This window comes from Rhizobium sp. rho-13.1 (genome assembly GCF_007000305.1).
GTDB lineage: Bacteria > Pseudomonadota > Alphaproteobacteria > Rhizobiales > Rhizobiaceae > Rhizobium > Rhizobium rhododendri.
Map to the genome: position 1 here is coordinate 138,095 of NZ_SCFL01000011.1, position 17,271 is coordinate 155,365.

General features: G+C 61.7%; 18 protein-coding genes. 9 read left to right on the top strand and 9 right to left on the bottom strand.

The window, feature by feature from the left end:
• Positions 1-127: 127 nt before the first annotated feature.
• Positions 128-2,065: a DUF882 domain-containing protein gene (locus EQW76_RS21425; RefSeq protein WP_142830612.1), complete on the top strand. Its 1,938-nt coding sequence runs from the start codon at positions 128-130 to the stop codon at positions 2,063-2,065.
• 98 nt (positions 2,066-2,163) lie between these two features.
• Here EQW76_RS21425 and EQW76_RS21430 read toward each other — a convergent pair whose 3' ends face one another.
• From EQW76_RS21430 to EQW76_RS21440, 3 genes are all read right to left on the bottom strand, one after another.
• Positions 2,164-2,418 (bottom strand): DUF2312 domain-containing protein, encoded by a 255-nt coding sequence (locus EQW76_RS21430; RefSeq protein ID WP_111222345.1) that lies wholly within the window; start codon positions 2,416-2,418, stop codon positions 2,164-2,166.
• 166 nt (positions 2,419-2,584) lie between these two features.
• Positions 2,585-2,890, bottom strand: a complete 306-nt coding sequence (locus EQW76_RS21435) for a DUF1244 domain-containing protein (protein WP_142830610.1) — start codon at positions 2,888-2,890, stop codon at positions 2,585-2,587.
• Positions 2,891-2,900: 10 nt separating this feature from the next.
• Complete coding sequence (locus tag EQW76_RS21440; RefSeq protein WP_142830608.1) at positions 2,901-3,695, bottom strand: N-formylglutamate amidohydrolase; 795 nt, start codon at positions 3,693-3,695, stop codon at positions 2,901-2,903.
• Between the two features lie 198 nt (positions 3,696-3,893).
• Between EQW76_RS21440 and EQW76_RS21445 the strand changes: the two genes are divergently transcribed.
• The 4 genes from EQW76_RS21445 to hemH all read left to right on the top strand — a co-directional run bounded on the left by EQW76_RS21445 (position 3,894) and on the right by hemH (position 9,200).
• A complete protein-coding gene (locus EQW76_RS21445) occupies positions 3,894-4,379 on the top strand; it encodes a DUF1036 domain-containing protein (protein ID WP_111222342.1) in 486 nt (161 codons plus the stop codon).
• On the top strand, positions 4,379-5,818 hold the full coding sequence (gene pyk / locus EQW76_RS21450) for a pyruvate kinase (RefSeq protein WP_111222341.1): 1,440 nt from the start codon (positions 4,379-4,381) through the stop codon (positions 5,816-5,818). Before EQW76_RS21445 ends, pyk begins: the two co-directional genes overlap by 1 nt.
• A gap of 215 nt (positions 5,819-6,033) precedes the next feature.
• Positions 6,034-8,040 (top strand): 5'-nucleotidase C-terminal domain-containing protein, encoded by a 2,007-nt coding sequence (locus tag EQW76_RS21455; protein WP_142830606.1) that lies wholly within the window; start codon positions 6,034-6,036, stop codon positions 8,038-8,040.
• Positions 8,041-8,165: 125 nt separating this feature from the next.
• Positions 8,166-9,200 carry a ferrochelatase gene (hemH, locus tag EQW76_RS21460; protein ID WP_142830604.1) on the top strand — a complete coding sequence of 345 codons (1,035 nt, stop codon included), beginning with the start codon at positions 8,166-8,168 and terminating at the stop codon, positions 9,198-9,200.
• Between the two features lie 85 nt (positions 9,201-9,285).
• On the opposite strand, the gene EQW76_RS21465 is transcribed toward hemH, so the two are convergent.
• On the bottom strand, positions 9,286-10,188 hold the full coding sequence (locus EQW76_RS21465; protein WP_142830801.1) for a LysR family transcriptional regulator: 903 nt from the start codon (positions 10,186-10,188) through the stop codon (positions 9,286-9,288).
• Positions 10,189-10,288: 100 nt separating this feature from the next.
• Between EQW76_RS21465 and EQW76_RS21470 the strand changes: the two genes are divergently transcribed.
• Positions 10,289-10,660, top strand: coding sequence for a DoxX family protein (locus EQW76_RS21470; protein WP_142830602.1), 372 nt, complete (start codon positions 10,289-10,291; stop codon positions 10,658-10,660).
• Between the two features lie 17 nt (positions 10,661-10,677).
• Here EQW76_RS21470 and queE read toward each other — a convergent pair whose 3' ends face one another.
• The 3 genes from queE to queC are packed head-to-tail and all read right to left on the bottom strand — an operon-like array spanning position 10,678 to position 12,478.
• Positions 10,678-11,415: a 7-carboxy-7-deazaguanine synthase QueE gene (gene queE, locus EQW76_RS21475; protein ID WP_143123199.1), complete on the bottom strand. Its 738-nt coding sequence runs from the start codon at positions 11,413-11,415 to the stop codon at positions 10,678-10,680.
• The gene (gene queD / locus EQW76_RS21480) at positions 11,412-11,768 is read right to left on the bottom strand and encodes a 6-carboxytetrahydropterin synthase QueD (protein ID WP_143123200.1); all 357 of its coding nucleotides are present in this window, start codon (positions 11,766-11,768) and stop codon (positions 11,412-11,414) included. Before queD ends, queE begins: the two co-directional genes overlap by 4 nt.
• A 2-nt stretch (positions 11,769-11,770) precedes the next feature.
• A complete protein-coding gene (gene queC / locus EQW76_RS21485; protein ID WP_142830596.1) occupies positions 11,771-12,478 on the bottom strand; it encodes a 7-cyano-7-deazaguanine synthase QueC in 708 nt (235 codons plus the stop codon).
• A 190-nt stretch (positions 12,479-12,668) separates the two neighbouring features.
• On the opposite strand from queC, the gene EQW76_RS21490 reads away from it, so the two are divergent.
• Together EQW76_RS21490 and EQW76_RS21495 are read left to right on the top strand one after the other, a co-directional pair.
• Positions 12,669-13,694, top strand: a complete 1,026-nt coding sequence (locus EQW76_RS21490) for an SPFH domain-containing protein (protein WP_142830799.1) — start codon at positions 12,669-12,671, stop codon at positions 13,692-13,694.
• Positions 13,695-13,697: 3 nt separating this feature from the next.
• Positions 13,698-14,156, top strand: coding sequence for an NfeD family protein (locus tag EQW76_RS21495; RefSeq protein ID WP_142830594.1), 459 nt, complete (start codon positions 13,698-13,700; stop codon positions 14,154-14,156).
• Here EQW76_RS21495 and EQW76_RS21500 read toward each other — a convergent pair whose 3' ends face one another.
• Positions 14,157-15,152 carry a KpsF/GutQ family sugar-phosphate isomerase gene (locus EQW76_RS21500; RefSeq protein ID WP_142830592.1) on the bottom strand — a complete coding sequence of 332 codons (996 nt, stop codon included), beginning with the start codon at positions 15,150-15,152 and terminating at the stop codon, positions 14,157-14,159.
• Between the two features lie 153 nt (positions 15,153-15,305).
• Here EQW76_RS21500 and EQW76_RS21505 point away from each other — a divergent pair, with 153 nt between their 5' ends.
• Positions 15,306-16,832 carry an outer membrane beta-barrel protein gene (locus EQW76_RS21505; protein ID WP_142830590.1) on the top strand — a complete coding sequence of 509 codons (1,527 nt, stop codon included), beginning with the start codon at positions 15,306-15,308 and terminating at the stop codon, positions 16,830-16,832.
• Between the two features lie 53 nt (positions 16,833-16,885).
• Here EQW76_RS21505 and EQW76_RS21510 read toward each other — a convergent pair.
• Positions 16,886-17,271 (bottom strand): sugar phosphate nucleotidyltransferase (locus EQW76_RS21510; protein ID WP_244616995.1); only part of this gene is annotated, 386 nt, incomplete at its 5' end.

Consider the following 17,271-nt stretch of genomic DNA (forward strand, 5'->3'; position numbering starts at 1 on the left):
CTCTTGTTAGTGGATCGTTCACTATGTAAGAAGTGGTTGAACATGTGTGGCATTTTTGCCATCGTGTGACCGCAATTGACAGACATTTGGAACGTTATGCGGCATTTGCTGTCGGACGGGGATCGACTTGCAGAAACTGAATGGGAATTCCAAGCGTAATGGCTTGAACTGGCGCACCGTATGTTCGGATATTTGCGTGAAGACGGCCAAGGCGCTTGCCATTGGTGCGGTCGCCATCGCAGTTTCGACGCCGGTCTTCGTGGGTTCACCTTCACAGGCGGAAGGCGAAACGCGCAGCCTTAAGATCTATTACGTCCATACGGGCGAAAAGGCAGTCATCACCTACAAGCGCAATGGCAAGTTTGACCCGCGTGGTCTTGAACAGCTCAACCGCATCCTGCGCGACTGGCGCAAGAACCAGCCGACAAAGATGAACCCCCGGCTTTTCGACCTGATCTGGGAAGTTTATCGCGAGAGCGGTTCGCATGAATTCATCAACGTAGTCTGCGGCTTCCGCTCGCCCGATACAAACGAGATGCTGCGCACCCGCAATGCCCACACCGGCGTCGCGAAGAAGAGCCAGCACATGCTCGGCAACGCGATGGATTTCTACATTCCCGACGTTAAGCTCGCCAAGCTGCGCGAACTCGGCATGAAATTGCAGACCGGCGGCGTCGGCTACTATCCGACATCGGGCTCGCCTTTCGTTCACATGGACGTCGGCGGCGTTCGCGCCTGGCCGCGCATGGACCGCCAGGACCTTGTCCGCCTGTTCCCGAACGGCAAGACGATGCACATCCCGGCCGACGGCAAGCCGCTTCCGGGCTACGACCAGGCAGTCGCCGACTACAAGCGCCGCATGTCTTCAGACGATATCCAGGTTGCCAGCGTTTCGCCCACCAAGCATCGCGGCTTCTTCGCGACGCTGTTTGGCGGCGGCGGGGCTGACGAGGCCGAAGACAATTCCGATGCCGAATCCACGCCGACCAAGGCAGTGGCGACGACAACGTCCACGCCGCGCCAGCAGGCACCGGCAGTCGTCCAGCCAACGGATGACGAAGAAGCACCTCGGACCGCCGTGGCGAGCCTCAATGCGCCGATCCCGGCCGTCCGGCCTTCGTTCGGTAACCTGGCCGGTGGCAGCGATGTCGCTTCTGCGCTGGTCTCGCCAAACCATAGCGCCGCCCAGGATGCGCTCTCCGCAGCCCTGCCGGCAAACGGCTCCTCCTCCCTGCCGCAGTATACGGACCTGAGTTCGTTCAGCGTGCCCGTGCCATCGCTGCTTGGCCAGAGACGCGCACCCGGCGATGCCGAAACGCAGACGGCGTCGGCCGATCCGCTTAATTCCGAGGCCGGTTCGCAACTGTCGTCCGTCCCGGTTCCGGTGGAGCGTCCTGCCGTGGCTGAAAACCTTCTGGCTTCGGCGCAATCGGATACCGATGCCGAGGAAGACAATGCGGATGAAAATGCGCTTTCGCCTTCGGTCGTTGCCGCGCTCGAGCAGCATCGCAAGGACGAGGAAGTGCTGAATGCGCTTGCCGCAACGCCGATGCCGCCGGCAGCCCAGGCAATCGCCTCGGTGACACCGCAGGTGGTTCCGACACAGCGGCCGGCCCAGCAGCGCCCGACGACGTCGGTACCGATGCAGATGGCGGCACTGGCTCCACAGATGAAGATCGCCCCGTCGGCCAATAATGTCCGCTTCTACGATGCCTTCGATGCGCCGACCGCCGATGACAGCAATATCGCCGCAGGTATCCCGACAAAAGGCGGACGCCCCAGCAAGAAGGACGCAGTTGTCGCAACAGCAGGCCGCGCCACCCTTCGCACTGAACCGAAGCTGACCGAGAAGATGGTCGAGCATTGGGCTCTCAGCAACGCCCGCCTCGAAACCGCGAGCCGCCCGGTAAAGGCTCCGCGTTTCGTCAGCCAGCAGCTGCGCGCCCAGCCAACCACCGTCTACACCGAAGGCTTCAAGCAGCAGACCGCCGCCATCGATCCTGAGCGCTTCAACGGCTCCGCCGTCAACTTCCTGCCGGTCAAGAAGTTCGATACGCTGCAGTAGAGACCATCAAAAAATCCCATAAAGAAAACCCGCCGGATCGCTCCGGCGGGTTTTCTGTTTGAACGCTAAAGTGCTTTCTGGAGAAAGCCCCGACCGGGCTATTCCATGCCCAGTGCGGCCATGTAGGTCTGCAGGATGGTTTCTTCTTCCATGCGCTCGTTGGCGTCTTTCTTGCGCAGACGAATGATGGTGCGGATGGCCTTGGTGTCGTAGCCGCGGCCCTTGGCTTCGCCCATGACATCCTTGATATCGCCGCTGATCGCTGCTTTTTCTTCTTCCAGACGCTCGATGCGTTCGATGAACTGCTTCAGTTCGGCGGCCGCGACCGGCTCTGCGCCCATTACTTCACTCATGGATTTCTTTCCTCGCTAGACAGATGATGCGGGCCGTTAAACGCAAGCAGCTGGCTGACAGCCGTGTCGACGGCAGGCGCCGCTTGTGGGACGGACGGGTGGTTTGATCGCGGGATGACGTGCCGCGAACGGCGCTGGAGGTCAAGCCGATTTGCTAAAGGTTGACCTATTCTTTTGGCTTGCTGGTTTCAAACGCAGCCTTTTGCACAGGCGTCGCCTCGATTTGGTGGAGGCTCTGCCACTCTTCGTAGGGCATGCCGTAGATGATCTCGCGCGACTGCTCCTTGCTGAGCGGCACGCCGTGCTCATTGGCCGCCTCGCCATACCAGCGCGACAGACAGTTGCGGCAGAAACCGGCAAGGTTCATCAGGTCGATGTTCTGCACGTCGCTGCGCTCGGCGAGATGAGCGACCAGCCTTCGAAAGGCGGCAGCTTCGAACTCGGTCTGCTGTTCCTTGCTGAGTTCGGTCATTGTTGTCTCCTTAAGCCGTTGGATAGGGGCCGGTGCGTGACGGAAACACCTTGTACTCGTGCAACGCAGGATCGGCATTCATGGCCGCGAAGATCGGTGCCAGCCGGTCGGCCCAGGCCGCAATGCCTTCGGCATCGCCAATCAGGTCCTGGCGCACTTCCAGAAGCGTGTGCGGAATGCCGGTCACCATGCAATGCCGATAGAGCGTATCGCCGCGCAGCGCACCGTCATAGGGTTCGTTGTCGCCGACAACCAGGCCTTCGGCCCGCAGCATGGAGAGCAGCGGCAGGACGGCGCGATCGTCGGTGTCCCAGAGGACCGCCGCATGCCAAGGCCGCGGCACACCCTTCCAGGCGGGCGTATAGGAATGCAGCGACAACACCAGCGGCGCCTTCCCGCTTTCAGCCGCTACACTGGCGATCACCTCCGCCACGGCATCGTGATAGGGACGGTGATAGGTGGCAATGCGGTTCATCCATTCGGCGTCCGAAATCGGGTGATTGCCGGGAATGATCGCGCCATCGGAGATTTTCATGATCAGCGTCGGATCGTCTTCACCGCGATTGGGATCGATCAGCAGGCGCGAAAAACCACTGAGCACGGCGGGCACGCCCAGCATGTGCGACAGCCTCCGGCACAGATCCTCGACGCCTATGTCATAGGCGATATGCCGCTCGAAAGCAGCGGCTGGCAAACCGAGCTGATTGTAATGTGGCGGCAGCCGGTTCATGGCGTGATCGCCGAGGATCACCATGCCCCTGTCACGATTGCCGTCTAGGATTTCGAAAGCGTCGAAGTCATGCATGCGCGGGTGCTGCCAGCCTCATTTCGGTCCGCTGCTTGATCGCATGCAGGACGTCGAGGTGCAAGGTTTGCATGATATCGTGGCGGGTTTGGGGTTGCCGATGACAATGGCGTGAACGAATATAATCGATTAGCATTGCGTTGACATTCCGGGGATGGCAGCGCAAGAAGACGGGAGAACGAATAATCATGGAGCCCATTGGAAGCAGTGTCCAGCCAAGTCGCGCCCAGTTTCGTTAAGCGGTCAAATCCGCTCGTCAAGCTCGCCCTTTTTGCCCTGGCCGCAGCCTCGCCGTTTATCCTGCCGAATGTTGCCCTTGCGGATTTCCGCGTGTGCAACGGCACGCAAAACCTGGTCGGCGTAGCCATCGGCTACCGTGCAAAGCAGGGTTGGGTGACGGAAGGATGGTGGCAGGTCCCAGCCACCACATGTGCCACTCTGATCGAAGGTCCGTTGCAGTCACGTTATTATTATCTCTACGCTGAGGACGCTGCCCGTGGTGGCCGCTGGACTGGCGACGTGGAAATGTGCGTGGCTGAAAACGAGTTCAAGATCGAGGGCGTCAAGGACTGCTACGCACGCGGTCACCAGAAAATGGGATTCAAGGAATACGACACGGGGAGGCAGGCGAGCTGGATGGTTCAGTTGTCCGACACCCCGGGAAGCCAAGAAAGCCAGAATTGATGAAACGCAATAGAAACGTCAAAATCCTCGCCACACTCGGTCCCGCTTCTTCTGACGAAGCGATGATCCAGAAGCTTCATGAAGCAGGCGCCGATCTGTTCCGCATCAACATGAGCCATTCCAGCCATGAGATGATGCGCACGCTGGTGTCTCGAATCCGCGCTGTCGAAGCCCGCTGCGGCCGGCCGATCGGCATTCTCGCCGACTTGCAGGGACCAAAGCTGCGCGTCGGCAAGTTCGCCGACACCAAGGTCACGCTCGTCCCCGGCCAGACCTTCACGCTCGACGGCAACGATACGCCCGGCGACAACAAGCGCGTCTTCCTGCCGCATCCGGAAATTCTGGAATCGGTGAAGGCCGGCGACCGCCTGCTGATCGACGATGGCAAGTTGCACCTGCGCGCGGAAACATGCGACGGCAAGACGATTGTCACCAAGGTCATTTCCGGAACCACGATTTCCGACCGCAAGGGCGTCAGCCTTCCCGACACCCTGCTGACCGCAGGCGTGCTCACCGACAAGGACCGCGCCGACCTCGACGCCGTTCTCGCAGTCAACGATGTCGACTGGGTTGCCCTGTCGTTCATCCAGCGCCCGGAAGACCTCACGGAAGTCCGCGAGATCGCCCAGGGCCGCGTTGGCCTGATGTCGAAGATCGAAAAGCCGCAGGCCATGGAGCGGATCGACGAGATCATCGAACTCTCCGACGCCCTGATGGTTGCCCGTGGCGACCTTGGCGTTGAAATGCCGCTCGAAGCCGTTCCCGGCATCCAGAAGCAGCTCATCCGCGCCTGCCGCAAGGCCGGCAAGCCGGTCGTCGTCGCCACGCAGATGCTGGAATCGATGATTTCGGCTCCGGTACCGACCCGCGCCGAAGTCTCGGACGTTGCTACCGCCGTCTTCGAAGGCGCCGATGCTGTCATGCTGTCGGCAGAATCTGCCTCCGGCGATTATCCGATCGAAGCCGTCGCCACCATGGCGTCGATTGCCCGCACCATCGAGCGCGAGCCGCATTATCCGGGCATCATCTACGCCCAGCGCCCGCAGCCTGAAGCAACCGGCGCCGACGCTATTTCGCTGGCCGCCCGCCAGATTGCCGAAACGCTGAAGCTGACAGCTATCGTCTGCTACACATCGTCCGGCGGCACCGGCCTGCGTACCTCGCGCGAGCGTCCGAACGTGCCGATCCTGGCGCTTTCGCCGAGCGTACAGACAGCCCGCCGCCTCTCCGTCGTCTGGGGCCTGCACTGCGTCGTCACCCACGATGCGACCGACCTCGACGACATGGTCAACCGCGCCTGCCGCATCGTCGTTGCGGAAGATTTCGGCAAGCCCGGCGACCGCGTGATCATCTCGGCCGGCGTTCCGCTCGGAACACCGGGCGCCACCAACATGCTGCGTCTGGCCTACATCGGCTCGGACGGACAGGGCGGCATCTGATCGATAGCCTCCGATAAAAACGAGCCCGCTGCCTTGGAAAAAAGGCGGCGGGCTTTTTTCATGCCTGCGACCCGCCGACTTTCGAGGCGGCAGTGTCGCCTTCACGGGTTGCACCGGAGCCAGAACATCATCATTGTACGGCTGCCATAAAGAGGCTCTAGGAGAGACGGCGGGGGGCTGCGCCGCAGCGCGACTTTGCCAAACAGGAGAGAGAGATGAGGAAAACCGCCAGGTTCGGTCTTTTGACCATTGCGGTGGTGGCGCTCAGCGCCGGCACGGCCTTTGCCGACTATCAGCTCAATATTCTGCACATCAACGACTTCCACTCCCGCGACGAGTCGATCAACAAATTCGACGCCACCTGCTCGGCAGACGAAGAGAGCAAGAACGAATGCTTCGGCGGCGCAGCCCGGCTGAAGACGGAAATCGACCTGCGCCGCAAGGCGCTCGAAGGCCAGAACGTCATCCTTCTCGACGCCGGCGACAATTTCCAGGGCTCGCTTTTTTACACGACCTACAAGGGCCAGGCAGAGGTGGAACTGCTGAATGCCATGAAGTTCGACGCGATGACCGTCGGCAACCATGAATTCGACGATGGCGAAAGCGCACTGGCGCCGTTCCTCGACAAGGTCCAGTTCCCGGTACTCGGCGCCAACGTGCTGACCGATTCGGAATCGAAACTCGGCGAGCGCATCAAGAAATCAATCGTGCTGGATGTCGGCGGACAAAAGATCGGCATCGTCGGCGTCGTCACCACGGATACGCCTGCCCTTGCCTCGCCCGGGCCGCACGTCAAGATCACCGATGACGCCCAGGCGATCAACGCCGAAGTCGACCTGCTGAAGTCGCAGGGCGTCAACAAGATCGTCGCGCTCACCCATGTCGGCTACCACAGGGACCTGGACGCGATTGCCAAGATCCCCGGCGTCGACGTCGTCGTCGGTGGCCATTCGCACACGCTGCTGTCGAACACCGACCCGAAGGCGGAAGGCCCCTACCCGACCATGGTCGACAATCCCGGCGGCTACAAGGTCCCGGTCGTCACAGCCGCATCATACAGCCGATATCTCGGCGACATCGTCATCACCTTCGACGACAACGGCGTCGTCAAGGAAGCCAAGGGCGACCCCATCCTGCTCGATTCCTCGGTGACCCCTGATCCGGCCATGCTTGCCCGGGTCCAGGAGTTGGCAAAGCCGATTGCCGAGGTGCGCAAGAAGGTCATTGGCAAGTCCGAAGGCCCGATCGAGGGCGCTCGCGAAGTCTGCCGGGCGCAGGAATGCTCGATGGGCAATCTCGTCGCCGATGCGATGCTCGACCGCACCAAGGCGCAAGGAATCAGCATCGCCATCCAGAACGGCGGTGGCCTGCGGGCCTCCATGCCTTCGGGCAATCTGACCATGGGCGATGTCCTCACCGTGCTGCCCTTCCAGAACACTGTCGCCACATTCCAGCTGACAGGCGCCGACGTGGTCGCAGCACTGGAAAACGGCCTTAGCCAGATCGCCGACGGGGCCGGCCGCTTTCCGCAGGTGTCGGGCATCAAATACACCTTCGACAAGACCAAGCCCGCCGGCAGCCGCGTCGTTTCGGTCGAAGTCATGGAGGGCGACCGCTACGTGCTGCTAGATCCGAAGAAGACCTACGGCGTCGTTTCCAACAACTACATGCGCTCCGGCGGAGACGGCTATACGGTGTTCTCGACCAAGGGCCAGAATGCCTACGACTTCGGTCCCGATCTCGAGCAGGTCGTTGCCGACTACCTGGCTGCCCACAATCCGTACAAGCCCTACCTCGACGGCCGCGTGACGCAGGTGGCCGCCGCCTCGCCCAGCGCCCAGCCGGACGTGGTCAAGCCGACAGACACTCAGATCGCTCCCTCTGGCGAGAAGCCGGCTGAAAAGCCGACGGTAGCAACCACGCCGACACCCGCGCCGATCACTCCGCCGCCTGCAGCGTCGACCACCACAGCGGCTTCACCGACACCGCCAGCTCCGGCACCGGCACCGCCGCCCGCCGCGAACCCGCCGGTTGCTGCAGAGCCAAGCGCCAAACCGAAGCTTCCGACGACCCACGTGATTGCCGCCGGCGATACGCTCTGGGATCTGGCCCAGACGTTTTACGGCGATGGCGCCGACTGGAAAAAGCTCGCCGCCGCAAACCGCCATGCGAGCCCGCGTCGCCTCTTGGTCGGCCGCGAACTGCAGGTTCCGGCCAAATAACGCATCAGGCCATCGCCAACTACCGGTCCGGACTTTCCGGACCGGTTTGTTTCTACGACGTTTGAACCGATCCGCCGGCACTGCGTAGAACGGGTAACAATTTTTGAAATGAACGGACATTTGCCATGACGATAGACGTTTCCGCCCTCCCGCCAGGCCACCCGCCAGTATCGATCGGCAAAGTCGGCGTCCTGATTGTCAACCTCGGCACACCCGATGGCACCGATTACAAATCGATGCGCCGTTATCTGCGCGAGTTCCTGAGCGACAAGCGCGTCATCGAATGGTCGCGCTTCCTCTGGTATCCGATCCTCTACGGCATCGTTCTCAACACCCGCCCCGGCAAGGTCGGCAAGGCCTACGAGCAGATCTGGAACAAGGATCTGAACGAAAGTTACCTGCGCACATACACGCGCAACCAGGCAACCCGCCTCAGCGAAGCGCTGAAGGACCTGCCCAACGTCACCGTCGACTGGGGAATGCGCTACGGCCAGCCATCGATCGCATCCCGCATCGACGCGCTGAAAGCTGCCGGCTGCGACCGCATCCTGCTTTTCCCGCTCTATCCTCAATATGCCGCCGCAACGACGGCGACCGTCAACGACAAGGCTTTCGAGACGCTGCTGAAGATGCGCTGGCAGCCGGCACTTCGCACCGTGCCGCCCTACCACGACGACCCGGCCTACATCGAGGCGCTGGCGAACTCGGTGACCAACCATCTGGCAACGCTCGACTGGGAGCCGGAGATTATCATCACGTCGTTCCACGGCATCCCGATGTCCTACTTCAAGAAGGGCGATCCCTACCACTGCGCCTGCATGAAGACCGCCCGGTTGCTGCGCGAACGGCTCGGTTTCTCCAAGGAAAAGCTGATGATCACCTTCCAGTCGCGCTTCGGTCCGGAGGAATGGCTGCAGCCCTATACCGACAAGACTGTCGAGCGGCTGGCCAAGGAGGGCGTCAAGCGCATTGCCGTCATGAACCCGGGCTTCGTCTCGGATTGTCTGGAGACACTGGAAGAAATTGCCGGAGAGGCAATGGAGATCTTCCATCACGCCGGCGGCGAAAAATTCTCCCACATTCCATGCCTGAACGACAGCCCAGGCGGCGTCGCCGTGCTGGAAAAGGTCATCCGTCGTGAACTGCAGGGCTGGGCCTGAGGCTTGCAAGAGGCCGAGTCCATGCTCAGGAGACGCCCTGTCGGTCGATCTTATTCCCGTGGATCGACAGGCGTCGGCTTGATGACTAGCTGCACCGCCTGAAATCTTCGACCAACTCGTTGAGCAACCATTTCGCCGCATTGCCGAGCGGTCGGTTTCGATTGCGGACAGCATAGATCGGGATTGAAACGGGAAGAACGCTGGAATCCTTGACATCGAGCCGGACGAGAGAGCCGTCCTGCAAATGATGTTCGACCAGATGCAGCGGCATCGAGCACCAGCCAAAGCCTGCCAAAAGAAACTCCAGTCGGCGAAGCATGTCCACGAACCGCCAGAAACGGGCGCTGACGACGCCATGGCTCGGCCCATCCGGCGCGTGCGGATCGGTCAGGATGAGTTGTACGTAGTCGGCCAGGGTCTCACGCGTGATCTCCCTGCTTTCCGTTGCAAGCGGGTGCGATGGAGCGACGACGGGAACGAGGGTGATCTTCGTCAGGACGTGCGCTTCGAGATCCTGTCCGGCGGTCGGAAAAAGCCCACACAGCGAAATCATCGCCGACCCGTCCCGCACGCGCCGTTCTGCCGCCCAGATACTTTCGGTGAAGAGCGTCACGGGAAGATCGGGAAATGTCGACTGCAGCTTCGACAGGGTCCGCAGCACAGGGCCGGTAGGCGTCATGCTGTCGAGGGCGATCGTCAGTTCCGGCTCGAGCCCCCCGGCGATGGCGCCTGCCGTTCTTTCGAACAGCTCCGCCTGTCGCAGAACCTGCCGCGCCTGTGCAACCAACACACGCCCCGCTTCCGTCAACCGGGGCGAACGGCCGGATCGGTCGAACAGGAGCACCTGCTGCGTGGTTTCCAGCGTCCGGACCGTATTGCTGATCGCAGACTGGACACGTCGCAGCTTCCTTCCAGCCGAGGAAAAGCTCCCCGTATCCGCGATCGTCACAAGCACAGTCAACTGGTCGAGCGTCAGGGACCCAATCATCATCTATCTCCATTAGAGATAGTTCGTATCATCAATCCATCGCTTCTCATACAGTCAGAAGCGTTTACGGTGGGCGCCAATCTCATCTGGAGCAGATAATATGAGCACCACCACTCTAAACTCACCTCGAATCCTGACGATCTCAATCTGGGTCTTGCGCGTCCTCGTCGCGTTGATGTTCCTCGCAGCAGCAACGATGAAGCTGACATCGCAGCCGATGATGGTTGCGGAATTCGAACAGGTCGGCCTCGGCCAGTGGTTTCGCTTCCTGACAGGCGGCCTCGAACTGATCGGCGCCATCGCCGTGCTCGTTCCCCGCACATCCATCCTGGGCGCCCTGCTGCTGCTGCTCGTCGATGCCGGCGCTTTCGTCGCGCAGATTGCGGTCCTGCACATGGACTGGGTCCACACGATCGTCATCGGCGCAGTCATCGCCCTGCTGATCTACCTGCAGCGCCGGGCCGCCGCCTGAGCGTTTCCCGCGCGGCGCTAGACGCCGCGCCGGTTTCCCCAGAGGATGACGTGCAGCTGCGGCAAGACGCGGACGGCAAACCAGCCGTCCTCGGTCACCCGGTCGATAAGCCACAGCATCCTGTCGGTAATGCCGTCGAGATCGATGACGGCATTTTCCTCGGTTCCCTTCGGAGGCGTATGATTGCCGGGCTGAAGGTAGACCGGCAGATGTGGATGGCGCGCTGCCGCATCGCGGGCATAGGCATAGTCCGCATCGTCGAACACAACGAATTTCAGCACCGTCTCAGGCCGACCGCCGGCTGCATCCAGACAGTGCCGCAAGGCATCCAAATCCGTATCCATGCCGCTCGACGGTGGCTTTGGGCTGAGCACCAGAACGTCGAGATCGCTGAACCAGGTTTTGGCGATCGATCCCTGGGTCTCCAGTGCGAAGCGATAGCCTTCGCCATGTCCCCGGGCGATCAGCGGCGCCAGCGGCTGGATGGCTGGATTGCCGCCCGACAGCGACACGGTGAGCGGGCGATGTCCGGACAGTCGCGTCACCTCCTGCCAGATATCATCCACCGACATCGGCGCCCATGTGTCGCGAAAAGCGCTGTCAACCGCATGCAGGCTGTCGCACCACGAACAGCGATAATCGCACCCGCCGGTGCGCACGAAGACGGTCGGCAAGCCGATCAGCACGCCCTCCCCCTGGATCGTCGGCCCGAAGATCTCGCTGATGCGGATGGGTGTCGCGGTTTCCGGTCTCATGGCCGGTATTCCGCCCAGGTCTTCGGCGTCTCACTCACCCTGACTGCCGATGTTTCCGGCAAGACCGCCCGGCACCAGTCAAAGAAGTGCTTCGCCAGATATTCAGACGTGACCGCGTCATGGCCCAGCACATCGTTGAGATGCCGATGGTCAAAGGTCTCGTCGATGTAGCGCTTGAGCGGGGCCAGTTCATGATAATCGCGCACGAAACCGTCTTCGTTGAGATCGGGCGACGAGAGCTCGACGACGACGATATAGTTGTGGCCATGCAGGCGCGCACATTGGTGATCGGCAGGCAGCCGCGTCAGTTGATGCGATGCCGAGAAATGAAATTCCTTGGCAATGCGAAACACGGCTACACCTCCGTCGCCCGGAAGGAGCCCGTGGCGGCAACCCAGAAGTCTGCATCCTCGTAATCGGTTGGATCGACGACGCCGGCGATGGAAAAGGCTTCGCGCCGCTCGACGCAGGTGCCGCAACGACCGCAATGGCGCTCACCGCCCTTGTAGCAGGACCATGTTTCGACGAACGGCGTGCCATGCTTCACGCCATCTATGACGATATCGGCCTTGGACACAGTGACGTAGGGCGCCAGCAGCGTCACGTCTGCATAGCCGTCGAGCGCTTCCGTCTGCATCCGCTGGAAGCTGTCGATGAAGCCCGGTCGGCAATCCGGATAGATGAAGTGATCGCCGCCATGCACGGCGACTGCGACAGCATCGGCCTTGCGGGCTGCGGCGACGCCGAAGGCAATCGCCAGCATGATGGCATTGCGATTGGGAACGATGGTGGATTTCATCGTTTCCTCGGCATAGTGGCCGTCCGGCACCGCGATATTGTCGGTGAGAGCCGAACCAGTGAGGTGGCGGCCTATGCCGCTGATGTCGATGATTTCATGCCATACGCCGAGGCGCTGGGCGCAGGCGGCGGCAAAATCGAGTTCCTTGCGGTGTCTTTGACCGTAGTCGAAGGATAGCAGTCCGAGGAGAGATCCCTCTGCGGCTGTTCTGTAGGCAAGCGAAACGGAATCCAGTCCGCCGGAGCAGACGACGATGGTTTTCATAACAGGTGTCCTTGTTTTTACCGGGTAGGCTGCGACCGGTTAGTTCAATGGGCGTTCTCTAGGGCAAACATCCGCAGCTGGAAACGGCTTTTTTACGACCTGCGACAAATCGTTTGTCGCAACTTCATCGGCAACGGGTGTGCTTCCACCATCGGCTGGGCTATGCTGCCGTGGAACAGGGATGGGAAAAATAATGCTGGGTGGATTTGATATCGTTGTAATTGCGATCGTGGTGCTTGTCGTGCTGGTTCTGTTTGCCGGCATCAAGACGGTGCCGCAGGGCTATCGCTACACTATCGAGCGGTTCGGCCGCTACACGCGCACACTGGAGCCGGGCCTGAACCTGATCCTGCCGTTCATCGAGCGTATCGGCACCCGGATGAATGTCATGGAGCAGGTGCTGGCCGTACCGACGCAGGAAGTCATCACCAAGGACAATGCCAGCGTCTCAGCCGATGCCGTGTGCTTCTACCAGGTGTTGAATGCCGCCCAGGCCGCCTACCAGGTGTCCAACCTCGAAAACGCCATTCTCAACCTGACAATGACCAACATCCGCTCTGTCATGGGCTCGATGGACCTCGACGAACTGCTGTCCAATCGCGAGATCATCAACGACAAGCTGCTGCGCGTCGTCGACGAGGCCGTCGGCCCCTGGGGCATCAAGGTAACCCGCGTCGAGATCAAGGATATCCAGCCGCCGCGCGATCTCGTCGACGCCATGGGCCGGCAGATGAAGGCCGAGCGCGAAAAGCGTGCCCAGGTACTCGAGGCCGAAGGCTCGCGAAACGCCCAGATCCTGCGCGCCGAAGGTGCCAAGCAGGCGGCGATCCTGCAGGCAGAAGGCCAGCGTGAGGCCGCCTATCGCAATGCCGAAGCCCGGGAACGCCTGGCAGAAGCCGAGGCCAAGGCGACGCTCGTCGTCTCCCAGGCGATCGCTGCCGGCGACGTGCAGGCGATCAATTACTTCGTCGCCCAGAAATACACCGAGGCCCTGACCGCAATCGGTTCTGCCTCGAATTCGAAGATCGTGCTGATGCCGATGGAGGCATCCTCCATTCTGGGCTCGCTCGGCGGTATCGGCGCTATCGCCCGCGAAGTGTTCGGCGGCGAAGCGCCAAGCAGCCGACCCGCTGTCGAGCAAGCGCCTCGACCGCGCTCCACGCCGGCACGCACCACGCCGCTGGTCAATCCGCTGAACCCGCCGCGGGAGACCTGACGCATGCTGAGCGATCTGGTCGTCCAGCTCGGACCTTGGAGCTGGTGGGTGCTCGGGCTGGCACTGCTGGCGGCAGAACTTCTCGTTCCCGGCGTGTTTCTCGTCTGGATCGGACTTGCCGCAATCATCGTCGGCGCCCTGTCGCTTGGCCTCTGGGAGGAGCGCATCTGGAGCTGGCAGCTGCAGATGCTGCTGTTTGCCGCTCTCGCCGTCGGCGCAGCGCTCCTCGGACGACGGTATGTCTATCGCAACAGGCATGAAACCGATGAGCCGTTTCTCAACCAGCGCAGCGCCGGTCTTGTCGGCCGCACCACGGTCCTCAACGAACCCATCGTCGAAGGGCGCGGACGCGTCAATCTCGACGATACCTACTGGAAGGTCATCGGCCCCGACCTGCCCGCAGGAACCCGCGTCAAGGTCATCGGCAGCGACGGCCGGCAGTTGACGGTGGAGCCTGCCTGATCAGGCAACCCCGATCCGCAACAGATCGTGGAAATGCACCAGCCCGATAGGCCGGCGGTCTTCGTCGACGACCAGCAATGCCGAGATATTGTTGTTGTTGAGAACTGCCATCGCGCCTGTCGCGAGCGTCGTTGCCCGCACCGTCTTCGGGTCGATGGTCATGATATCATCGACATTGAGCTCGGCGAGGCTCCGGCCCAGATTGCGCGCGATGTCGCCGTCTGTGACGATACCGCAGAGCCGTCCGTCAGCATCGAGAACGCCTACGCAACCGAAGCGCATCTTTGACAGCGTGCTGATCGCCTGCGGCAGCGGCGTGCCTTGGGGGACAAGCGGTACACGCTCGCCGGTGTGCATGATATCGGCGACGTGGGTCAGGCTGGCGCCCAGCTTGCCGCCGGGATGAAAGACGTGGAAGTCGCTGGCGGTAAAGCCCCGCGCTTCCATCAGCGCCACCGCCAACGCATCGCCTATGGCCAGTTGAAGCAACGTCGATGTCGTCGGCGCCAGGCCATGCGGGCAGGCCTCCTGCTCCTTCGGTAGCAGCAGGACCACATCGGCTTCACGGCCGAGCGAGGACGCCGCGCCGGAGGTGATGGCGATCAGCGGCACCGAAAAGCGACGGCAATAGTTGAGGATGCCCTTGAGCTCGGCGGTCTCGCCGCCCCACGACATGGCAATGATCACATCGTCATGGGCAATCATGCCGAGATCGCCGTGATTGGCTTCGGCGGAATGCACAAAAAAGGCCGGCGTTCCCGTCGAGGCCAGCGTCGCCGCCAGCTTGACACCGACATGCCCGCTCTTGCCGACACCCGTAACGATGACGCGGCCGGTGATATCGCCGATCAGCGCCACGGCGCGCGAGAACGGCTCCGCCAGTCCATCGGCCAAGGCACGCTCCAGCGCCTCGAGGCCCCGTCTTTCGGTTTCGATCGTCCGCATCGCCGATTGGATTGCGCCGTTCTCGACCGGATTGAAAGCTCGCTTGTTCATGGCTACGGGTTAGCGCTTTTTGCCAAATCTGTCCATGCGAGAAAGCTGGCTAAGACCCGGTGACCTACACCGAGGCCGGCCTTTCGCAACGAAGCGTTAACCACATGCCTTTACGGTGGGTTAACGACTTCGAGCTTCCGGGCACGGGATAGCATGGCAATTGGCAAAGACAAGGCGGCTGACCACTCGCGCAGCGTGACGGCATATGCCGTCACGGCGGCGCTCGGTTGCGGACTGTTGATGGCGCCGATGCAGTCAGCCGCGCAGGCCGTGAACCAGGCTGCCACCGCCACGACGCCGGTTGCTGTCGATCCGAATGCGCCCGTTACCCCAACGACGGATACGGGCGGCACCGCAACAGCAACAGCAACCGCAACGGCTACGACATCGGACGCCAGGACGACCGACGCCGATGCCCGGCCCAATCCCCGGCTGGTCTTCGACGCTCCCGACACACTCAGGACGGGGTCGATCCTCGACGACGACATCGGCCGCGTGAACATGCGCGGCAGCGACCTGAATAGCCTGCGCTCCAAGGCAAAACCAACCGACGACCAGCAACTCGGTATAAAGCTCGGCACCTTCACGCTCCGACCGTCGGTGAACCAGTCCTACAATGTCGAGACCAACAAGGGCGGCGGCACCAACGATCACCGAACTTACCTGCAATCGGATTTCGAGAACACGCTGACATCGGACTGGGATCGCCACCAGCTGACGATCACCGGCAACGGCATCTGGCAGCGCAATGTCAGCGGCACCGGCGAGGAGCAGCCAAGCATCAATCTCGGCGCCGACCTGCGCCTCGATCTTGCCGAGCAGACCACGGCCCACCTGACAGGCGGATACAAGTTTTTCCGCGAGGACACCGACGATCCCAACGCGCTGAGCGGCGCGACAAAGCAATCCAACGTCAACGAGTACGATCTCGGCGCGTCGATAGAGCGTGATTTCGGCCTGCTGCGCGGCACGACCGCAGTGACCCTCGCCCGCACCGTCTATTCGGATGCTACTCTGGCGGATGGCACGCTGGTGTCGCTCAGCGATCGCAACCAGACGGCTGGCACATGGCGCGGTCGGATCGGCTATGAGCTGTCTCCCGCCCTCATCCCGTTTCTCGAGGTCCAGGTTGGCAAGGCGCTCTATGACGACAAGCGCGACAGCGCCGGCTATGAACGCTCGAACAGCAGCTATGGCGCAAAGGCTGGCGTACAGCTCGATCTTGGCGAAAAGCTGAGGGGCGAACTTGGGATAGGCTACCAGCACACCGGCTTCGACGATGCGCGGCTTGCGTCAATCGATTCGCCGACCGTGGATGGCAGCATCGCCTGGTCGCCGCAACGAGGCACGGATGTCAGCCTCGGTTTTGCGACAACGGTGCAGCCTTCGACCACCGCCGGCGAGAGCGGCTATGTCGCCTATCAGCTCACCGGCACGGTAGCCCATCAGATCCGCGACACCGTCACCGGCAAGATTACCGGCGGCACCACATGGCGCAATTATACGGATGGCAGCACCACCAGAGACCAGCAGGTCTATGATGCGGCCCTCGGCTTGACGTGGGGAATAAATCGCTACCTCGATATGACCAGCAATATCGGTTACGAACTGACGACCCAGAACTCTGGCGACGATACGCGCCAATTCCGCGCGGGCCTTGGTCTGACGGTAAAGCGTTAGAAACGCTCGGGAAAGGGAGCCGCCCGCCCCGAAAGGCGAGCAGCGCTTGGTCGTTACTTCAGGGCTGCGAGCAGCGCCTTGAAACCGTCTTCGACAGTCGGACGGATATCGGCACGCGACAGAGCGAAGGCGACGTTGGCGAGGATGAAGCCATCCTTGGCGCCGCAGTCGTAGGTTTCACCCTTGAAGTGGTAGCCAGCGAAATCTTGCTGCTTGGCAAGCTTTAGCATGCCGTCGGTCAGCTGGATCTCATTGCCGGAGCCGCGCTCCTGATGCTCGAGGATGTGGAAGATCTCGGGCTGGAGAATGTACCGGCCGTTGATGAAGAAGTTCGACGGGGCAGAACCCTGCGGCGGCTTCTCGACCATTTCGGTCACCCGGAAACCGTTGCCGATGCTTTCGCCGACGCCGACGATGCCGTATTTATGGGTCTGGTCCG